The sequence below is a fragment of the Nibricoccus aquaticus genome (assembly GCF_002310495.1).
Classification (GTDB): domain Bacteria; phylum Verrucomicrobiota; class Verrucomicrobiia; order Opitutales; family Opitutaceae; genus Nibricoccus; species Nibricoccus aquaticus.
In genome coordinates this window covers 3,798,575-3,814,217 of the sequence record NZ_CP023344.1, presented here as the reverse complement: position 1 = coordinate 3,814,217, position 15,643 = coordinate 3,798,575, and the positions used below count along the sequence as shown (strand labels likewise).

Annotated in this window: 15 protein-coding genes; 7 read left to right on the top strand and 8 right to left on the bottom strand. The window is 62.2% G+C overall.

Annotation, left to right across the window (positions count from 1 at the left end; translation table 11 throughout):
• Positions 1-140: 140 nt before the first annotated feature.
• On the top strand, positions 141-935 hold the full coding sequence (locus tag CMV30_RS15420; protein WP_096056862.1) for a sulfite exporter TauE/SafE family protein: 795 nt from the start codon (positions 141-143) through the stop codon (positions 933-935).
• 245 nt (positions 936-1,180) lie between these two features.
• Positions 1,181-1,807, top strand: a complete 627-nt coding sequence (locus tag CMV30_RS15415) for a crossover junction endodeoxyribonuclease RuvC (protein ID WP_096056861.1) — start codon at positions 1,181-1,183, stop codon at positions 1,805-1,807.
• A 69-nt stretch (positions 1,808-1,876) separates the two neighbouring features.
• Here the strand turns inward: CMV30_RS15415 and CMV30_RS15410 are convergent, their stop codons facing one another.
• The gene (locus CMV30_RS15410; protein ID WP_175414907.1) at positions 1,877-2,536 is read right to left on the bottom strand and encodes a YoaK family protein; all 660 of its coding nucleotides are present in this window, start codon (positions 2,534-2,536) and stop codon (positions 1,877-1,879) included.
• 315 nt (positions 2,537-2,851) lie between these two features.
• Positions 2,852-3,319: a DUF2934 domain-containing protein gene (locus CMV30_RS20075; RefSeq protein ID WP_217494406.1), complete on the bottom strand. Its 468-nt coding sequence runs from the start codon at positions 3,317-3,319 to the stop codon at positions 2,852-2,854.
• Between the two features lie 255 nt (positions 3,320-3,574).
• Here CMV30_RS20075 and CMV30_RS15400 point away from each other — a divergent pair, with 255 nt between their 5' ends.
• From CMV30_RS15400 to hemA, 5 genes are all read left to right on the top strand, one after another.
• Positions 3,575-4,795: an RsmB/NOP family class I SAM-dependent RNA methyltransferase gene (locus CMV30_RS15400; protein WP_096056858.1), complete on the top strand. Its 1,221-nt coding sequence runs from the start codon at positions 3,575-3,577 to the stop codon at positions 4,793-4,795.
• Positions 4,796-4,844: 49 nt separating this feature from the next.
• A complete protein-coding gene (locus CMV30_RS15395; protein WP_217494405.1) occupies positions 4,845-5,480 on the top strand; it encodes an AbiU2 domain-containing protein in 636 nt (211 codons plus the stop codon).
• Entirely contained in the window at positions 5,477-6,289 is an 813-nt protein-coding gene (locus CMV30_RS15390; protein WP_245844258.1) for a class I SAM-dependent methyltransferase, read from the top strand. Before CMV30_RS15395 ends, CMV30_RS15390 begins: the two co-directional genes overlap by 4 nt.
• 275 nt (positions 6,290-6,564) lie before the next feature.
• Positions 6,565-7,482, top strand: coding sequence for a cytochrome C assembly family protein (locus tag CMV30_RS15385; protein WP_096056855.1), 918 nt, complete (start codon positions 6,565-6,567; stop codon positions 7,480-7,482).
• The gene (gene hemA, locus CMV30_RS15380) at positions 7,479-8,543 is read left to right on the top strand and encodes a glutamyl-tRNA reductase (RefSeq protein WP_096056854.1); all 1,065 of its coding nucleotides are present in this window, start codon (positions 7,479-7,481) and stop codon (positions 8,541-8,543) included. Before CMV30_RS15385 ends, hemA begins: the two co-directional genes overlap by 4 nt.
• Before the next feature lie 47 nt (positions 8,544-8,590).
• Here the strand turns inward: hemA and CMV30_RS15375 are convergent, their stop codons facing one another.
• The 6 genes from CMV30_RS15375 to lysS all read right to left on the bottom strand — a co-directional run bounded on the left by CMV30_RS15375 (position 8,591) and on the right by lysS (position 15,427).
• Complete coding sequence (locus CMV30_RS15375) at positions 8,591-9,421, bottom strand: class I SAM-dependent methyltransferase (protein ID WP_096056853.1); 831 nt, start codon at positions 9,419-9,421, stop codon at positions 8,591-8,593.
• 145 nt (positions 9,422-9,566) lie between these two features.
• Entirely contained in the window at positions 9,567-10,715 is a 1,149-nt protein-coding gene (gene lpxB / locus CMV30_RS15370; protein ID WP_096056852.1) for a lipid-A-disaccharide synthase, read from the bottom strand.
• 100 nt (positions 10,716-10,815) lie between these two features.
• Positions 10,816-11,826, bottom strand: coding sequence for a Gfo/Idh/MocA family protein (locus CMV30_RS15365; RefSeq protein ID WP_096056851.1), 1,011 nt, complete (start codon positions 11,824-11,826; stop codon positions 10,816-10,818).
• A complete protein-coding gene (locus CMV30_RS15360) occupies positions 11,827-12,534 on the bottom strand; it encodes an ABC transporter ATP-binding protein (RefSeq protein WP_096056850.1) in 708 nt (235 codons plus the stop codon). It lies immediately after the preceding gene.
• Entirely contained in the window at positions 12,527-13,804 is a 1,278-nt protein-coding gene (locus CMV30_RS15355; protein ID WP_245844256.1) for an ABC transporter permease, read from the bottom strand. Before CMV30_RS15355 ends, CMV30_RS15360 begins: the two co-directional genes overlap by 8 nt.
• 102 nt (positions 13,805-13,906) lie before the next feature.
• Positions 13,907-15,427 carry a lysine--tRNA ligase gene (gene lysS / locus CMV30_RS15350; protein WP_096057802.1) on the bottom strand — a complete coding sequence of 507 codons (1,521 nt, stop codon included), beginning with the start codon at positions 15,425-15,427 and terminating at the stop codon, positions 13,907-13,909.
• Positions 15,428-15,643 lie beyond the last annotated feature (216 nt).

Sequence of the window (15,643 nt, the reverse complement as noted above, 5' to 3'; positions counted from 1 at the left end):
CCACTCCTCCCGCCCAACTGCCAATTCCCAACTACAAACTCCCGCCGCCTCACCCGCCTCCTCTTCACCAAAACATCGTCCTCCAAAACCTTCGCCCCCTTCGCCTCCTTCGCGAGACCCTCCCAGCCCTTCCGCAAACAATGTCCCTCGTCCCCTGGCAATGGCTCCTCGCCGGCCTCGCCGCCCTCATCATCGGTTTCTCCAAAACCGGCATCGGCGGCCTCAGCCTGCTCGCCGTCGCTCTCTTCACACAGATTTTTCCCGGCCACACCAAACAAGTCTCCGGCCTCATCCTCCCGCTCCTCATCGTCGGTGACCTCGTCGCTGTCGGTGCCTACCGCCGCCACATCCAGTGGAAATTCCTCTGGAAACTTTTCCCCTTCACCGCCGCCGGCGTCCTTCTCGGCTGGTTCGCGATGGGCCGCATCGACGACCGCCAGGCCCGCCTCCTCGTCGGCACCATCATCCTCGCGATGGTCGCCCTCCACCTCCACCGCCGCTCCAGCTCAAAACGCCCGCCACCGTCCTCTGCGCCCGCCGTATCCGATTCCCCGGCACTCCCACCCTCCGCCCCCGACCACGAACTCTGGTTCGCCGCGACGATGGGCATCCTCGCCGGCTTCACCACCCTCATCGCCAACGCCGCCGGCCCCCTCATGGCCATCTATCTCCTCGCCATGCGCCTCCCCAAACTGGAATTCGTCGGCACCGCCGCCGTCTTCTTCATGATCTTAAACTGGTTCAAAGTCCCCTTCATGGTCGACCTCGGCCTCATCACGACCGACTCCGCCACCTTCAACCTCCTCCTCGCCCCCGCCGTCCTCCTCGGCGCCTTCGCCGGCCGCGCCGTCCTCCCCCGCGTCAACCAACGCCTCTTCGAAAACCTCGCCCTCACCCTCAGCGCCCTCTCCGGCCTCCACATGATCCTCCCCTGATCCGCCTCATCGAACGTTCAGCATTAAACGCCCCCTCCGTTCCGCCCCCGCGCCCCTTCCTGTAAATCCTGTCCATCCTGTCCCAACTCCGTTTCCGTCTCCCCCTCCGGCATCAGTGTCCCTCAGTGCCCATCAGTGGTTAAAAAATTCCGTCTCTTCTTCTCTCCTTCCGCCTCCTCTGTCCGCCTCCCTCCGTTCCCCCTTCACCCTTCTCTCTTCGCCTCCCTTCCGCCCGTTCTCCGACCATGCCCCGCCAAAACGTCCGCCAGCTCTGGGCCGCCAAACTCTCCGGCAAAATCACCGCCGCCTCCACCGCGACGCTCACCGCCACCGCGTCCCTCAAGCACCTCACCCTTAAAGCCACCGCCTCGCTCTCCCTCACCCGCGCCCCCTTCTCCGGCCGCGTCCTCGGCATCGACCCCAGCCTCCGCGGCACCGGCCTCGCTCTCATCGAATTCACCCCCGGCCGCCAGCCCATCCTCCTGCGCTGCCTCACGGTCAAAGTCCCCGCCCGCGAGCCCATGTCCGTCGCCCTCGCCGAGATCCACCGCGCCGTCACCGCCTTCGTCGTCGGCCAGGACATCCGCCACGTCGCCCTCGAACAGACCATCTTCGTTCAAAACTTCCAGACCGCCCAGATCCTCGGTGCCGCCCGGGGAGCCGCCATCGCCGCCGCCGCCCTCCACGAGAAACCGATTTTCGAATACGCCCCCCTCCGCGTGAAACAAGCCGTCGTCGGCGCCGGCCGCGCCAGCAAAGAGCAGATGGCCCGCACCGTCATGAGCATGCTGGGCCACGGCCGCCCCCTCGCCTTCGACGAAGCCGACGCCGCCGGCGTCGCCCTCTGCCACGCGTTCACCTGGCGCGAGTAGCTCCGTCCATTGAGCGTTCAGCGTTAAAAGATAAACGTTGAGCGTTACTCGTCCGTCTGAACTCACGGGTCACTGCACCGCGCTCCCAGCGCGGTGCTTCATCCGCTGCCAGTGCTTATATGTCGCGTACCCCAGCCCGCTCACCCCGCTGAGCACCGCCGGAAACACCAGCGTCCGGTACCCGATCCGCGCATACCCCGCCGCCCCCGCCACTCCTCCCAGCGCGAATCCCCCGAGTAACACCCCATACAGCCGCATCCGAAACCAGTCCACCGGATGCCCCCGCACCCAGTGCCCGCACGCGATCCCGATATCCGTCACGATGCCCGTCATGTGTGTGCTCCGGATCACCGCCCCGCTGTAGCTCGTCGCCATCGCATTCTGTAACCCGCACGCCATCGACGCCAGATAAGCCCCCGCCACCGTCCCTCCCTCAAACAAATACACCGCACCAAACAACAACGCCGACTCCATCACCAGCACCACGCCATACCGCCGCCCCATGTGCAGCGTGTTTTGCCGGATGATCACCGCGCTCAAAAACGAGCCGAAGAAAAAACTCCCCACAATCAACCCCGCCGCCACCGCCCCCTCCCAATTCGCCGCCGCCACCCGCGTGCTCACCAGCGAAATCGTCCCTGTCAAATGCGAGATCCCCTGGTGATGCACGCCAAGAAACCCGATCGCATTCACCGCCCCCGCTCCCAGCGTGAGCAAAAACGCTCCCATCAAAACCCACCGAGGTGTTCGCTCCTTAAACATGGCGCACAGCTAATCACCGCCCGCCACCACGCACCAGCCGTTTGCAACACAACCCTCCGTGCGCCGGCATTCAGTCGAAAAACTCCCGCGCCACCCCAGCCCGCCTAATCTGCCTCACAAAAAATCCCAGCCGCTTCTAGCGACCGGGATTCCACAACACTGCCGACCTCACGCAGCGTCTCAATGCAGGTAAGGCTTCCCCTCGCGTAAGGCCTTTGCGCCCCAAATCGCGGAAGACCTCAACCAAACGGATGAACCCCGCAACAGACGCTCACGTTTTGATCAGTTCCGCGTCTGTCCATTCGCGCGTTTTTCAGCCGACGCCTTGATCGCCCTAGCCTGTGCATGTGCGTCGCCTCGTTCGAAATCAGCCGGGCCTCTAGAAGGAGCCGATCCCCGCAGCTGCTTTTCCGCCTCGATCCAATGCTCTTGATCGCGGCCGTCCTGCCGTCCGTCCTGCTCCCAGAGCTCGTGCGCACGGCGCGCGATCTCTTCATGCTCTACCTCCTCGCGCACATCCTGCTTCGAGCCCGTTTTAATCTGCTCTTGAGTGCGCGGCATCTGCTCAGTGCGCGTACGAGGAGGCGAAACCTTCGAGTCGCTTGATCCTCCAGCACCTGCCATCGGTGCAGCCTGTTCAATCGATTGAGGCCGCTGCGGCTGGCGCGCTTCGGCCGGAGTTTCCCGATGAGGCGAATTAAAGGACTCGGTGCGTTGAGGAACTTGAGTGTTCGATGATGAGGTTTTCATAGACGATATCGGTAGCCCACCCTGCGAGTTTTCGCCATGGGGCTAGACTTGGCCCGCTACCTCGGGTCATTCCCCGTAACCGACGTGTGGACAGTCATTTTCCTTCAGCATCCGCCACTCGTCCAACTTACCGCCCGCCTTCACCTCGCGGGCATTGGTCACCGTTCGTTAATTGACCAGTCCGCAGCGCGCCCCGCGCGCTGCGGACTCCGCCCTTCCCTTTCACCGCCTTCCCGTGTTTCGTCGCCCCAAACCATGTCCGACTCCGCCACGTTCAACAACGCCGCCCGCGTCCTCGTCACCATCGCTTCCGACCTCCCTGCCGACGCCGCCCTGCGCAAATACTTCATCCACGCCCGCCACCTCGGCGGCCGCGAAAAACGCGCTATCAGCCAGACCGTCTTCACCTACTTCCGCTGGCTCCAATGGCTCGACACCAAGCAGTCCGCCCAGAAACAACTCGAGCAGGCCTGGGCTCTCCACGAGCGCTTCACCAAAAACCCTTCGGTCATCAAACCCGAAGCCCTCGCCGCCCTCGCCGTCCCCGAATGGACCCGCGCCGAGATCGACTGGCCCGTCGACACCCTCCGCCAGATCCAGCGCAACCAATCCCTCTGGCTCCGCGCCCGCCCCGGCACCGCCCACAAACTCGCCGCCCAACTCGGCGACTCCGACGTCCTCAGCCACAATCCCGCCGCCGTCGGCAACGGCCACTGGTCGCACGTCACCGCCCACTCCGACGCCGTCCGCTACCGCGGCCACCACGATCTCTTCGTCACCCCGCAGTTCCACGAAGGCGCCTTCGAAATCCAGGACCTCGCCTCCCAACTCGTCGGCCAAGCCGCAGCCCCGCTCCCCGGCCAGACCTGGTGGGACACCTGCGCCGGTGAAGGCGGCAAATCCCTCCACCTCGCCGATCAGATGGCCAACAAAGGCGTCCTCTGGGCCAGCGACCGCTCCGAGCGCCGTATCCAGACTTTGAAGAAACGCTTCGCCCGCGCCAAACTCTTCAACGTCCGCACCGCCCCGTGGGACGGCTCCGCCAAGCTCCCCACCAAAACCAAATTCGACGGCATCCTCGTCGACGCCCCGTGCAGCGGCACCGGCACCTGGCAGCGCAACCCCCACGCGCGCTGGACCGCCTCCACCAAAGACGTCGCCGAACTCGCCGTCATCCAACGCAGCCTCCTCGACAACGTCGCCGGCTCCCTGAAACCCGGTGGCCGCCTCATCTACGCCGTCTGCACGCTCACCAAAAGCGAGACCACCGCCGTCGCCAACGCCTTCACCGAGGCTCACCCCGAGTTGGAGCCCGTCCCCGTCTTTCCGCCCGCCCAACAAGGCGCCACCGAGAAACTCGCCAGCCCCGCCTGCACCGTCGGCGAAACGAACATCTTCGCCGAAACCCAAGCGTTCCTCTGGCCCCACCAACTCGACGCGAACGGCATGTTCATCGCCACCTGGCGGAAAAAATAACGGTTCACTGTCTAGTCGAATGCCTTCGTTCCTAGAGCCTCCGGCAAAAATGCCTAAGGATGCCGGCGTAATCTACGGCTATCTTGCAGGGGAAGCTCTGCGCACGCGCAGCAAGTGGATATTTTTTCGCCAGCTATTTATGGACAGTGACGTGAGGACTAAAAAGCTGGCCAAAGCTGGAGGTCTTTTTTTCGGCGAGATCCAAAACATTTTGGTTTTTGATCTCATACTTTCGATCGCGCGCCTCACGGACCCTGCGAGCACCGGCAAAAAAGACAATTTAACGCTTTTGCAGCTCATCTCCAAATTGGCTCAGGAAAAGCAAGTGGAGATAACCATCGCTCTCCGGAATGAGTACGAGAAGGTGGAAAAACTCGCTGAAGCGGTGAGGGCACACCGGCACAAAAAAGTTTCTCACTTCGACTTGGTCACCATCGTGAAGCCGGAATCGGAGCCTCTCCCTGGCCTTACACTTCGAGATATCCGCCTCGCGATCGAATCGATTGAGGAATTCTTAGGTCTGGTTCACACGCACTATACAGGAGGCTCATTTATGTGGAGTGCGCTCACGACTAGAGACGACGCCGACACTCTTTTCGCTACACTCTGCAAAGCGGAGTGCTACGACGAGGCTGAAGCAAAAGGTGTTTTTAAAAAGCACGAGTGGGAGAAGTTTTGGGAGTGAGCGCTAAAATCTCCGCCGCCACCGTCCGCGACGACTTCAACGACCCGGTCACCGTCGTCCACTACACCCGCGCCGCACACTTCCTCGGCCTCTGGGAATCCGAGCGCATCCTGATCGAACGTTTCTTCCCCGACAAAACCGCGCCGCTCCTCGAAGCCGGTTGCGGCGCCGGACGCGCCACCCTCGGCCTCTGGCACCTCGGCTATCGCGACCTCACCGCCTTCGACTTCGCCGAAGAACTCCTCGACCAGGCCCGCCAGCTCGCCACCGACCAAGGCGTCACCGCCATCCACTTCCTCCACGCCGACGCCACCAAGCTCACGTCCGTACTGCACGACTCCTCGTCTTCTTCCGTCTCTCAACCCTCAGCTCTCAACTCTCAACCAGCTCCCGCCTTCGCGGGCGCTCTGTTCCTCTTCAACGGCCTCATGCAGATCCCCGGCCGCGACCACCGCCGCGCCGCCCTCCGCGAACTCCACGCTGTCTGCCGCACCGGCGCGCCGCTCCTCTTCACCACGCACGACCGCGATGTCTCGCCCACCGAACGCGCCCTCTGGCGCCTCGAAATACTCCGCTGGGAAAACGGCACGCAAGACCCGCGCCTCGTCGATTTCGGCGACCGCTACTTCGAAGACGAAACCGGCCGCACCTTCATGCACCTCCCCGACCGCGCCGAAATCCTCGAAGACCTCGCCGCCACCGGCTGGACCCACACCTTCGACTCCCTCCGCCGCGACATCGCCAAAGAATCCCGCGCCGTCCGCGACTTCTCCGACGAATGCCGCTTCTGGTCCGCAGTCCGCACCTAACACGTTTCTGCCTTCCGACCTTGGCGGCTTTGCGCCTTTGCGTGAGTCATGCCGGCTCAGATCGGAGCGGTACACGCCAAGCCGCAAAGCCGCCAAGAAAACCCCATCCACCTCCGCTCACCCTCCACATCGATCTCCGTTTCTCCATTCCTCATTCTCAACTCTCCATTCTTAATTCATAATTCTCTTCTGCCGCCCCCGCCCCGCCACTTGCACTCCCACCCACCCCGCACCTAACGTCTCCGTCTTTCCGCATCGCACTTTTCCTTCCGACAATGCCCGCCCTCACCGACCGCACCTGGCTCTGGTTCGCCGCCGTGTTCTACTTCGCGGGCCTCGTGCTGGGCACCATCTCCGTCCTCCGCCAGCGCCGCCACTCGCGCGCCGCGATGTATTTCCTGATCAGCGTCGGCTTCTTCATCCAGACCTTCGGCCTCTACCTTCGCGGCCTCGCCGTCAAAGGCTGCCCCATCGGCAACCACTTCGAAATTTTCCAATTCACCGCCTGGTCCGCCACCTCCCTCTACCTCGTCATCGGCGCCACCTTCCGCCTCAGCCTCCTCGGCTACTTCACCTCCTGCCTCGCCGCCACGCTCACCCTCCTCTCGCTCGCCATTCCCTCGTTCGATGCCGTCCGCCGCGTCGGCACCTTCCCCAACGCCTGGATCGAGTTCCACGCCGCCCTCGCCATCTTTAGCTACGGCGTCTTCGCCCTCCTCGCGCTCACCGCGACCATGTATCTGCTCCAGATCTACAGCCTGAAAAACCACCGCCTCCGCGGCCTCTTCTCCTTCCTCCCGTCGATCCTCGACCTCGACCACATCAACCTCCGGCTCCTAAAAGCCGGCGTCTTCCTCATGACGGCCTCCCTCGCCGTCGGCTCCGTTTACTGGCTGCGCGACACCAGCTCCGTCAACGCTCCCAAGCTCATCATCACCCTCGCCATCTGGCTCGCCTACGCCGTCACCTTCGGCCTGCGCATCCTCAACCGCCTCCTCGCCAAACGCCTCGCCTGGACCTGCATCCTCCTCTTCGCCGCCGCTCTCATTTCCCTTCCGATCGTCAACTCCAGCCGCAAGCCCCTCACCCCCGAGCCCGCCCCCCACACCGTCCCCCGCTCATCCGAGTCGGCGCCCGCGACCTCCGCCCTACTCACTACTCGCTACTCGCTACTCGCTACTTCCGCCCAATGAGCGACGCCCCGCAGTCCACACCGGCGGCGCTGTTTCTCCTCGGCGCCAGCCACCACACCGCGCCGCTTGAGCTCCGCGAAAAACTCGCGCTCACGCCCGACAAACTCGCCGCCTTCCAACAAAAACTCGCCGCCCTCCCCGGCCTCCGCGAGTTCACCGTCCTTAACACCTGCAACCGCGTCGAATTCTACGGCATCGCCTCCGCGACCGACACCATCGCCCGCCTCCAGGCCGAGTTCTGCGCCTTCCAAAATTTTCCGCCCCACGCCTTCACTCAAATCCGTCAGCACGCGCTCGGCCCCGACGCCCTCCGCCACCTCCTCGAAGTTTCCTCCGGCCTCCAATCCCAGATGCTCGGCGAAACCGAAATCCTCGGTCAGATCAAAGACGCCTACGCCGACGCCCAGACCCGCCGCACTGTCGGCCCCATCCTCAACCGCGTCTTCCAAAAAACCTTCCAGCACGCGAAGTACATCCGCTCCCACACCGCCATCACCGAAGGCCAGATCAGCATCGCCAACGTCGCCGTCGACCTCGCCCAAAAAATCTTCGGCGACCTCTCTTCCACCCGCATCCTCCTCCTCGGCGCAGGCGACATCGGCGAGAAAACCGCCAAAGCCTTCCAGAGCCGCGGCGCGGCCTCCCTCACCGTCGCCAGCCGCACGATGGAACGCGCCATGGAGCTCGCCAAAATCTTCAACGGCGCCGCCCTCCCCTTCGAAACCGCCCCGCACCACTTCGCCGACTTCGACATCGTCGTCTGCTCCACCGCCGCCCCCCACGCCGTCGTCACGCGCGACACCGTTGCCGCCGCGATGAAAAAGCGCCGCGCCCAGCCCCTCTTCTTCATCGACCTCGCCATGCCCCGCGACGTCGAACCCGCCGTCGCCGAAGTCGAAAACGTCTTCACCTACAACCTCGACGACCTCGCCAAGATCGCCGACGAAAACCTCGCCGCCCGCGAAGCCGCAGTCGCCAAAGCCCGCCTCCTCGCCCGCGAAAAATCCACCGCCCTCTGGCACCAAATCGAGCCCCACGCCCCGCTCCGCTCCGCCTCCTGACTTTGCGCCTTCGCGCCTTTGCGTGAGCCCAACTCCGAAATCCGCCGTCAACTTCTCCGCTCCAGCACATACCGCCGGTAAACCGTCCGCCCCGCGCTCATCGCCACGTACGTCGAACTCGCCGTCGTGCTCGTAAACCCCAGCGACACCTCTCGCAAAAACCCCGGCACGCTCGCCTGGATCTCCGCCGCCCGCCGCGCCGAATCCGCCTCAATCGCCGCGATCACCCCGCTCGTCCAGTCATCGACCGCCACGATCTTGAACTCCGATCCTTCGACCGCCCGCTCGAACTTCTCCAACGCGTGCATCGCATCCGCCCGCAGATAAAAAAAATCCGCGATCAACAACCGCCCTCCCCGCTTCAACACCCGCGCCGCCTCGCGCAAAAACGCCGCCTTCTCCACCAGACAGTGCGTTACCTCCACCGCGATCATCACATCGAAAGTCCCCGCCCCAAACGGCATCCCGTTCGCATCGCTGCACACAAACTCCAGCCCCGGCCTCCCGAATTTCTTCCGGCACCACCGCACCGTGCTCGCCGCATAATCCAGCGCCACCAGCCGCCTCGGTCCCATCGTCGCATGGACAAACCGCGCCCCGCCGCCCCGCCCCGCACCGATCTCCAGCACCTCGCGCCCGCCGATCTCCGTCCCCGCCACCAGCTGCGCGTATAACTCATACGAGTGCCGCTCCGCCCGATACTCCTCCGGCCAGTTTTCCGTCGGCCGCTCCGGCACGAACCCGCAATTCATCATCCGCCACTGCGTCTTCCCCCGGAAAAAAATCCCGAGGACGTTATAGAACTGCCGCCGAAACCACGGCTGCCGCCACAACCGGGAAAACACTCTCTGCTGAACCGGTTTCGCGGGGCTCGTCATGGGCGCTCCTGATCTAGAAAAATCTTCCCACTAGCGACGAGCGGATAATCCATTCTCCCACGTTCGCTCACAATCACGGCAACGTAAGCCCTTCGATGCGCGGTCCGTACTCCGCGCTCTCCGCGCCTCCGCGGTGTGCCTGTCCTCACAGACGCCGCAGCACCCAGTCCGCCGCCGTTCCACTCGCCGGCCGCCGCAAGATCGCCCGCAACTTCTCCGCCCGCGCCTCCGTCTCCGCCCGCCGCGCCGGATCGCCCACACACGCACGCAGCTCCTTAGCCAAAGCCTCCGGCGTCGCCGCTCCCTGGATATACTCGGGATACATCGGCTCCTTCAGCAGCAGATTCGCGATGCCCAGATACGGCACCTTCACCAGCATTCGCCCGAGCAAATACGTCAGCGGATTCGCCCGGTAAACCACCGCGCCCGGAATCCCCGCCAGCGCGCAGTGCATCGACATCGTCCCCGAACTCGTCAGCACCGCCGACGCCGCCACGATCTCCCCTTCCGCCGGTTTCAACAACCGCACGTTCTTCGGCGGATTCGCCGCCCGCAGCACCGCTTCGATTTCATCGCTCGGATAAATCACCACCGCCTCGCGCTCCGCGTACTTCTCGAAACCGCGCAACATCACCGGAAAAATCCGTCCCACCGCCTGCTTCCGACTTCCCGGCAGCAACAACACCGGAGCCGCCGGATCGTACTTCACCGGCCCCACGTGTTCCTCCGCGAGAAACGGATGCCCCACAAACTCCGGCCGCAACGTCGTGTCCGCGTAGCACTCCACCTCGAACGGAAAAATCACCGCCAGCGCATCCAGATGCTCCGCCATCGTGAACCGCCGCTTCGCCTTCCACGCCCAGATCTGCGGCGAGATATAGAACAGCAATTTGATCTTCCCGCCTCCCTTCACCGAAAGCCCGCGCTCATGCAGCGCCTTCGCGATCCGCAAATTCATCCCGGGATAATCCACAAACATCACCGCCCGCGGCTTGTGCTCCGCGATCCACCGCAGCGTCTCGTCGAACAGCGCTTTGAAGAACGAATAATTTTTCAGCACCTCGACAAACCCCACGACCGACGACGCCGTCATGTCGTGCAACAACTGCGCCCCTGCCTTAGCCAGCTCCGGTCCACCCAGCGCCGCAATCGCCAGACCCGGCCGCTGCCAATGAAGATCCCGCACCACCTTCGCCGCATGCTGATCCCCCGAGTGTTCACCTGCGATGATCAACAAATCCACCCGCCCATCCTCCGGCGGCAAAAACGAAATCGGCTGTTTTTCCTGACTCATATTTCAACCACAGAGGCACAGAGAACACCGAGTCCGGACACGCTCCGAAACGACTGTTCCAATCTCTGTGCTCTCTGTGTCTCCGTGGTTCAATTTTCCGTTACCGTTTCGCGTTCTTTATCTGCTCCGTGATCGTGATCGCCACTTCCAGCGCGCTCTTCGCCAGCGCCCCGCCGACCTTCGGCTGCTTCGCCTCCTTCACGCTCGAAACAAAATCCGCCAGCTCCAGCGCGAGCGGCTCGCCCTTCTCGATGGGAATTTCCTTCACCGGCACCGAACTCGTGTCACCCGGCTTCGCCAGACCGATCTTCATCTTAACTCCGTACGCGATCAGATCGCTCTTCTTCACGAGGTGCCCTTTCTGATTCATGAAATCGAGCGACAAGTACGCGTTGTCCTGAAACACCCGGATCTCCCGGTTCTTCTTCATGCTCATCCGGCTCGCGCTCAGATTCGCCACACAGCCGTTCTCGAATTCGATGCGCGCATTCGCGATGTCCTCGGTCTTCGAAAGAACGTTAATGCCCACGCTATCGATCTTCTTGATCGGCGATTTCACCAGCGCCAGCACGATGCCGATGTCGTGGATCATCAAATCCAGCACCACGCCGACTTCCGTCCCGCGCGTCTGATAAGGCGCCAGCCGCTCTGTCGTGATGTACGCCGGCCGGTCCGCCTCCTTCTCCAGGAAACTCATCACCGGATTGAAGTGCTCGATGTGCCCGACCTGGACGATGCACCCGTTCTTCTGCGCCGCAGCCAGCACTTGCTCCGCTTCCTCGAGCGACGCGCAGATCGGCTTCTCGATCAACAAATGGCATTTCTGCTCCAGCAGCGGAATCGCCACCTCTGCGTGTTTATCCGTCGGCACCACGACCGACACCGCGTCACACGCTTCGCCCAGTTCCGCGATCGTCGCGAAGCGCTTACACTTAAATTTCTCACAAATTTCCGCCGCCCGCGCATCGCTCGTCTCAAAAATGCCCGCGAACTCCACGCCCGACATCGTCGAATAAATCCGCGCGTGATGCTGCCCGAGCGAGCCCACGCCAACGACGCCACAAACTACCTTGGGAGAAGAAAAGCCAAACATGCCGCCCATCGCACGCATTCACCGCGTCGCTGGCAATGCTGGAGGCGTCGCTCCACCGGAAGACTCCACCGCATTCAGCACCCCTTCGTGCAGCACAAACCGCCGCGCACATCGCGCCGCGTGCGCCGCATTATGCGTCACTAGCACCAGCGCTGTCTGCGTCTCCGCGCACAGCCCCAACAAAATTTCAATCACGCTCTCACCCGTCTTCTCATCGAGATTCCCCGTCGGCTCATCTGCCAGCAACAGCTTCGGCGAATTGATCAACGCCCGCGCCACCGCCACGCGCTGACGCTCGCCGCCCGAGAGCTGCGACGGCACATGCTGCGCCCGCTCCGCCAGTCCGACCTTCTTCAACAACTCCATCGCTCGCGCCTTCTCCACCGCGCCGACTTTCCCCGCCACCCGCGCCGCCATCAGCACATTCTCCAACGCGTTCAATTCCGGGATCAGATAAAACGACTGAAACACGATCCCGATAAATTTTACCCGCGCCGCATGATCGATCACCGCACTCCCCGCCAGCTCGACCTTCCCGCCATCCGGCGCATCGAGCCCTGCGAATAAATTCAGCAACGTCGATTTCCCCGACCCCGACTCTCCGCGAATGCTCACACTCTCCCCCGCCGCGATCGCAAACGTCACATCGCGCAACACCTCGATCCGCCGATCCCCGCTCGCATAACTCTTCCGCACTCCACTAACCTTCAAAATAGGATCACTCACTGCGCAGCGCCTCCACCGGTTTGAGTTTCGCCGCCCGCCACGCCGCGATAAATCCAGCGAGCGTAGAAAGTCCCACCACGTACGCGCAGACACTCACGATCTCAGATGCGGTTATGTACGCCGGAACCTGGCTGAACTGATAGATCGCAACCATCGCCTCCCAATCGCCCGCGATCCGCAGCAACCCCTGCAGGATGGCATCCACATTCTTCAACGTCAGCAGACCCAACGTGACGCCAAGCACCGTACCGAACACCCCGACCAGCATTCCTTGAAAACAAAAACACAACGCCACTTGAGTGGGCTTTGCCCCCAAAGACGCGAGCACACCGATTTCCTTAGTCCGACGAACGATTGAGGTCAGGAGCAACGAGGTAATCAAAAAAACCGCCACCAGTGTCACAAATGCAGTGATCAAAGTGACCATCATTTTCTCAAACTGAAGCGCTAGCAAAAATGATTCATTCGCCTCCATCCACGTACGCGCCCTCAGTCCACTCATCGGTGGCAGCGTCGCATTGATCCGCTTCGCCGCTTCGATCACATCTTCGTTCGGAGAGAGCTTCACATTGAAGCCATGTACGTTTTTTCCGAGATCGTAGAGATCCTGCATCCGTCTCAGCGTCACAATAGCGACGGAGCTATCGAGCTGTTGATGCCCGATTTCAAAAATGCCCACGACCGTCAGCTCTGTCGGCAGCATCACCTCATCCCGCTGCATCTTCTCCAATGTCGCCGGAGACACGACCTGCACCTTGCTGCCAATCCACGCACCAATCGAGTTGGCGAGACCGGCGCTGAGGATCACCGTGTCGTCATCCAGATCATCGAGCGATCCTCGCACAATGTGCCGTCGCAGCGGAATGACGTCCTCCACGTGACCGAGATCGATTCCCTGAATACCAGGAAACGACGGCCTGTTGCCGTTGCTCAACATCACGATGCCTTCCGCAAACGGCGTCGAGGCGATCACACCCGGAATCTTCGCCAAATGCTGCAAAACTTCCGCCGACCGCACCAGTCCGCTCGCCCGGACTTGGATGTCTCCCTGAGTGTCCACGATGAGGCCGCGATATTTGTGGCCAAAACCTCCCATGACGCCGGGAAACACGATCATCACCCACACACCCAGGGTCACCCCCAGCACCGAAATCACCGTGAAAAACGTCAGCCGCTTCCCCGTCGGGAACAGCTGCTTCAGGGCGAGATAAAGATACCAGGGCATCGGAATCAGTTGTAGGGCCTCAGCACGCCTGAGGCTGTGCGGCATAAGTCCGCCAGAGAACGCACGAACTCTTGAGAGCCTCTGTGCCCTCAGTGTCGGCGCTCTGTGTTCTCTGTGTCACGGATCGAAGGATAGAAAATTAAATCCTCACGCCTGCGCGTTCCGCAGCTGCGGATAAAGAATCACATCGCGAATGCTCTCCGCCCCCGTGAGCAAAATGCACAACCGGTCGATCCCGATGCCCATGCCACCCGCCGGCGGCATCCCGTGTTCAAGTGCGAGCAGGAAATCCTGATCGATGTTCTGCTTTTCCTCGCCCGCCTGCGCTTCGAACATCTGCCGCTGCACATCCGGATCGTTCTGCTCCGAGTAAGCGGGCGCGATCTCCATGCCGCCGATGATCAGCTCAAACACATCGATCGTCGTGGGATCGTCCGGCGTGATCTTCGCGAGTGGGCAAAGCTCCTTCGGCAGATGCGTCACAAACGTCGGCTGGATCAACGTCGGCTCGATCAGCTTTCCGAAAATTTCGTTCGTCAGCTCAAACTCCTCCCACTTCACGTCCGCGAAGAGCCCGAGCTTCTGCACGCCCGCGATCTTCTCTTCCTTCGAGCGCGAAAACCACTGCGCGTCGCCCGTCTTCTCGATGATCAGATCCTTGTACTTCACCTCGCGCCACTCGGCACCGAAATCGATGTCCTGCCCGCTCGCCGCATGCTTGATCTTCATCGTCGCACGGCGCGGCGCATTCTCACCTTCGCCCTCCGCTTCCGTCGGCTTAACCACATCGCGCACCAGATGCCGCATCAACTCCTGCACCAGCGTCATCATGCCACGATAGTCGCTGTAGGCCTGATAAACCTCCAGCATCGTGAACTCCGGATTGTGCCGGCGCGACACGCCTTCATTGCGGAAATTCCGCCCGATCTCGAACACGCGGTCATACCCCGCGACGAGCATCCGCTTCAGATAAAGTTCGAGCGAGATACGCAGCACGAAGTCCATGCCCAGCGTATTGTGATGGGTCGTAAACGGCCGCGCCGCCGCACCGCCCGCCACGGCTTGCAGCACCGGCGTCTCCACTTCGAGGAACTGCTTGTCCTCCAAAAATCGCCGCACCTGCGACACGATCTTCGAGCGCAACATCAGCCGCTTCCGCGACTCCGCGTTCACGATCAGATCGAGATAACGCTGACGATAAACCTGCTCCGCATCGCTCAGCCCATGCCACTTCTCCGGCAGCGGACGCAGCGCCTTCGACACCAGCGTAAACGCATCCACGCGCACCGTGATCTCACCCGTCTTCGTCTTAAACAACGCCCCCGTCACGCCGATGATGTCGCCCAGATCGAGCGACTTCTTGAATACGCCGTAGCGTTCCTCGCCGATCACATCGCGACGGAAATAGAGCTGAATCGGCCCCTGCTGATCCTGGATTTTCACGAACGAGCTGCCGCCCTGCACGCGAAACGTGACGAGTCGCCCCGCCACCGTGACCACCGGCCCGTATTCCTGGCCTTCCACGAACAACGCCTTCGCATCCTGCGAAAAATGCGTCACCGCCACATTCGCGCGAAACGGGTCAAATCCACCCGCGCGCAAATCCGCCAGCTTCTGACGCCGCACAGCATGTTGGTCGTGTGAAATATCGGAGGGAACGTCGCTCATAAAACCGCCGACCTTGCTCACCCCCCACGCCCCGCGCAAACGCATTTTCCACGCCGTCTTTCGTAGGGCCGCACCTCGGTGCGCGCCTCCAAACTCAGCGTCGTCGCGCTTCCTCGATAAAAAAACTTCCGCCCTCCCGCGCCTCCCGCGCTCCCTCTCAAGATTCCCTCCGAAACTTTGCGCCTTCGCGCATTTGCGTGAGCCCAACCTCTTCCA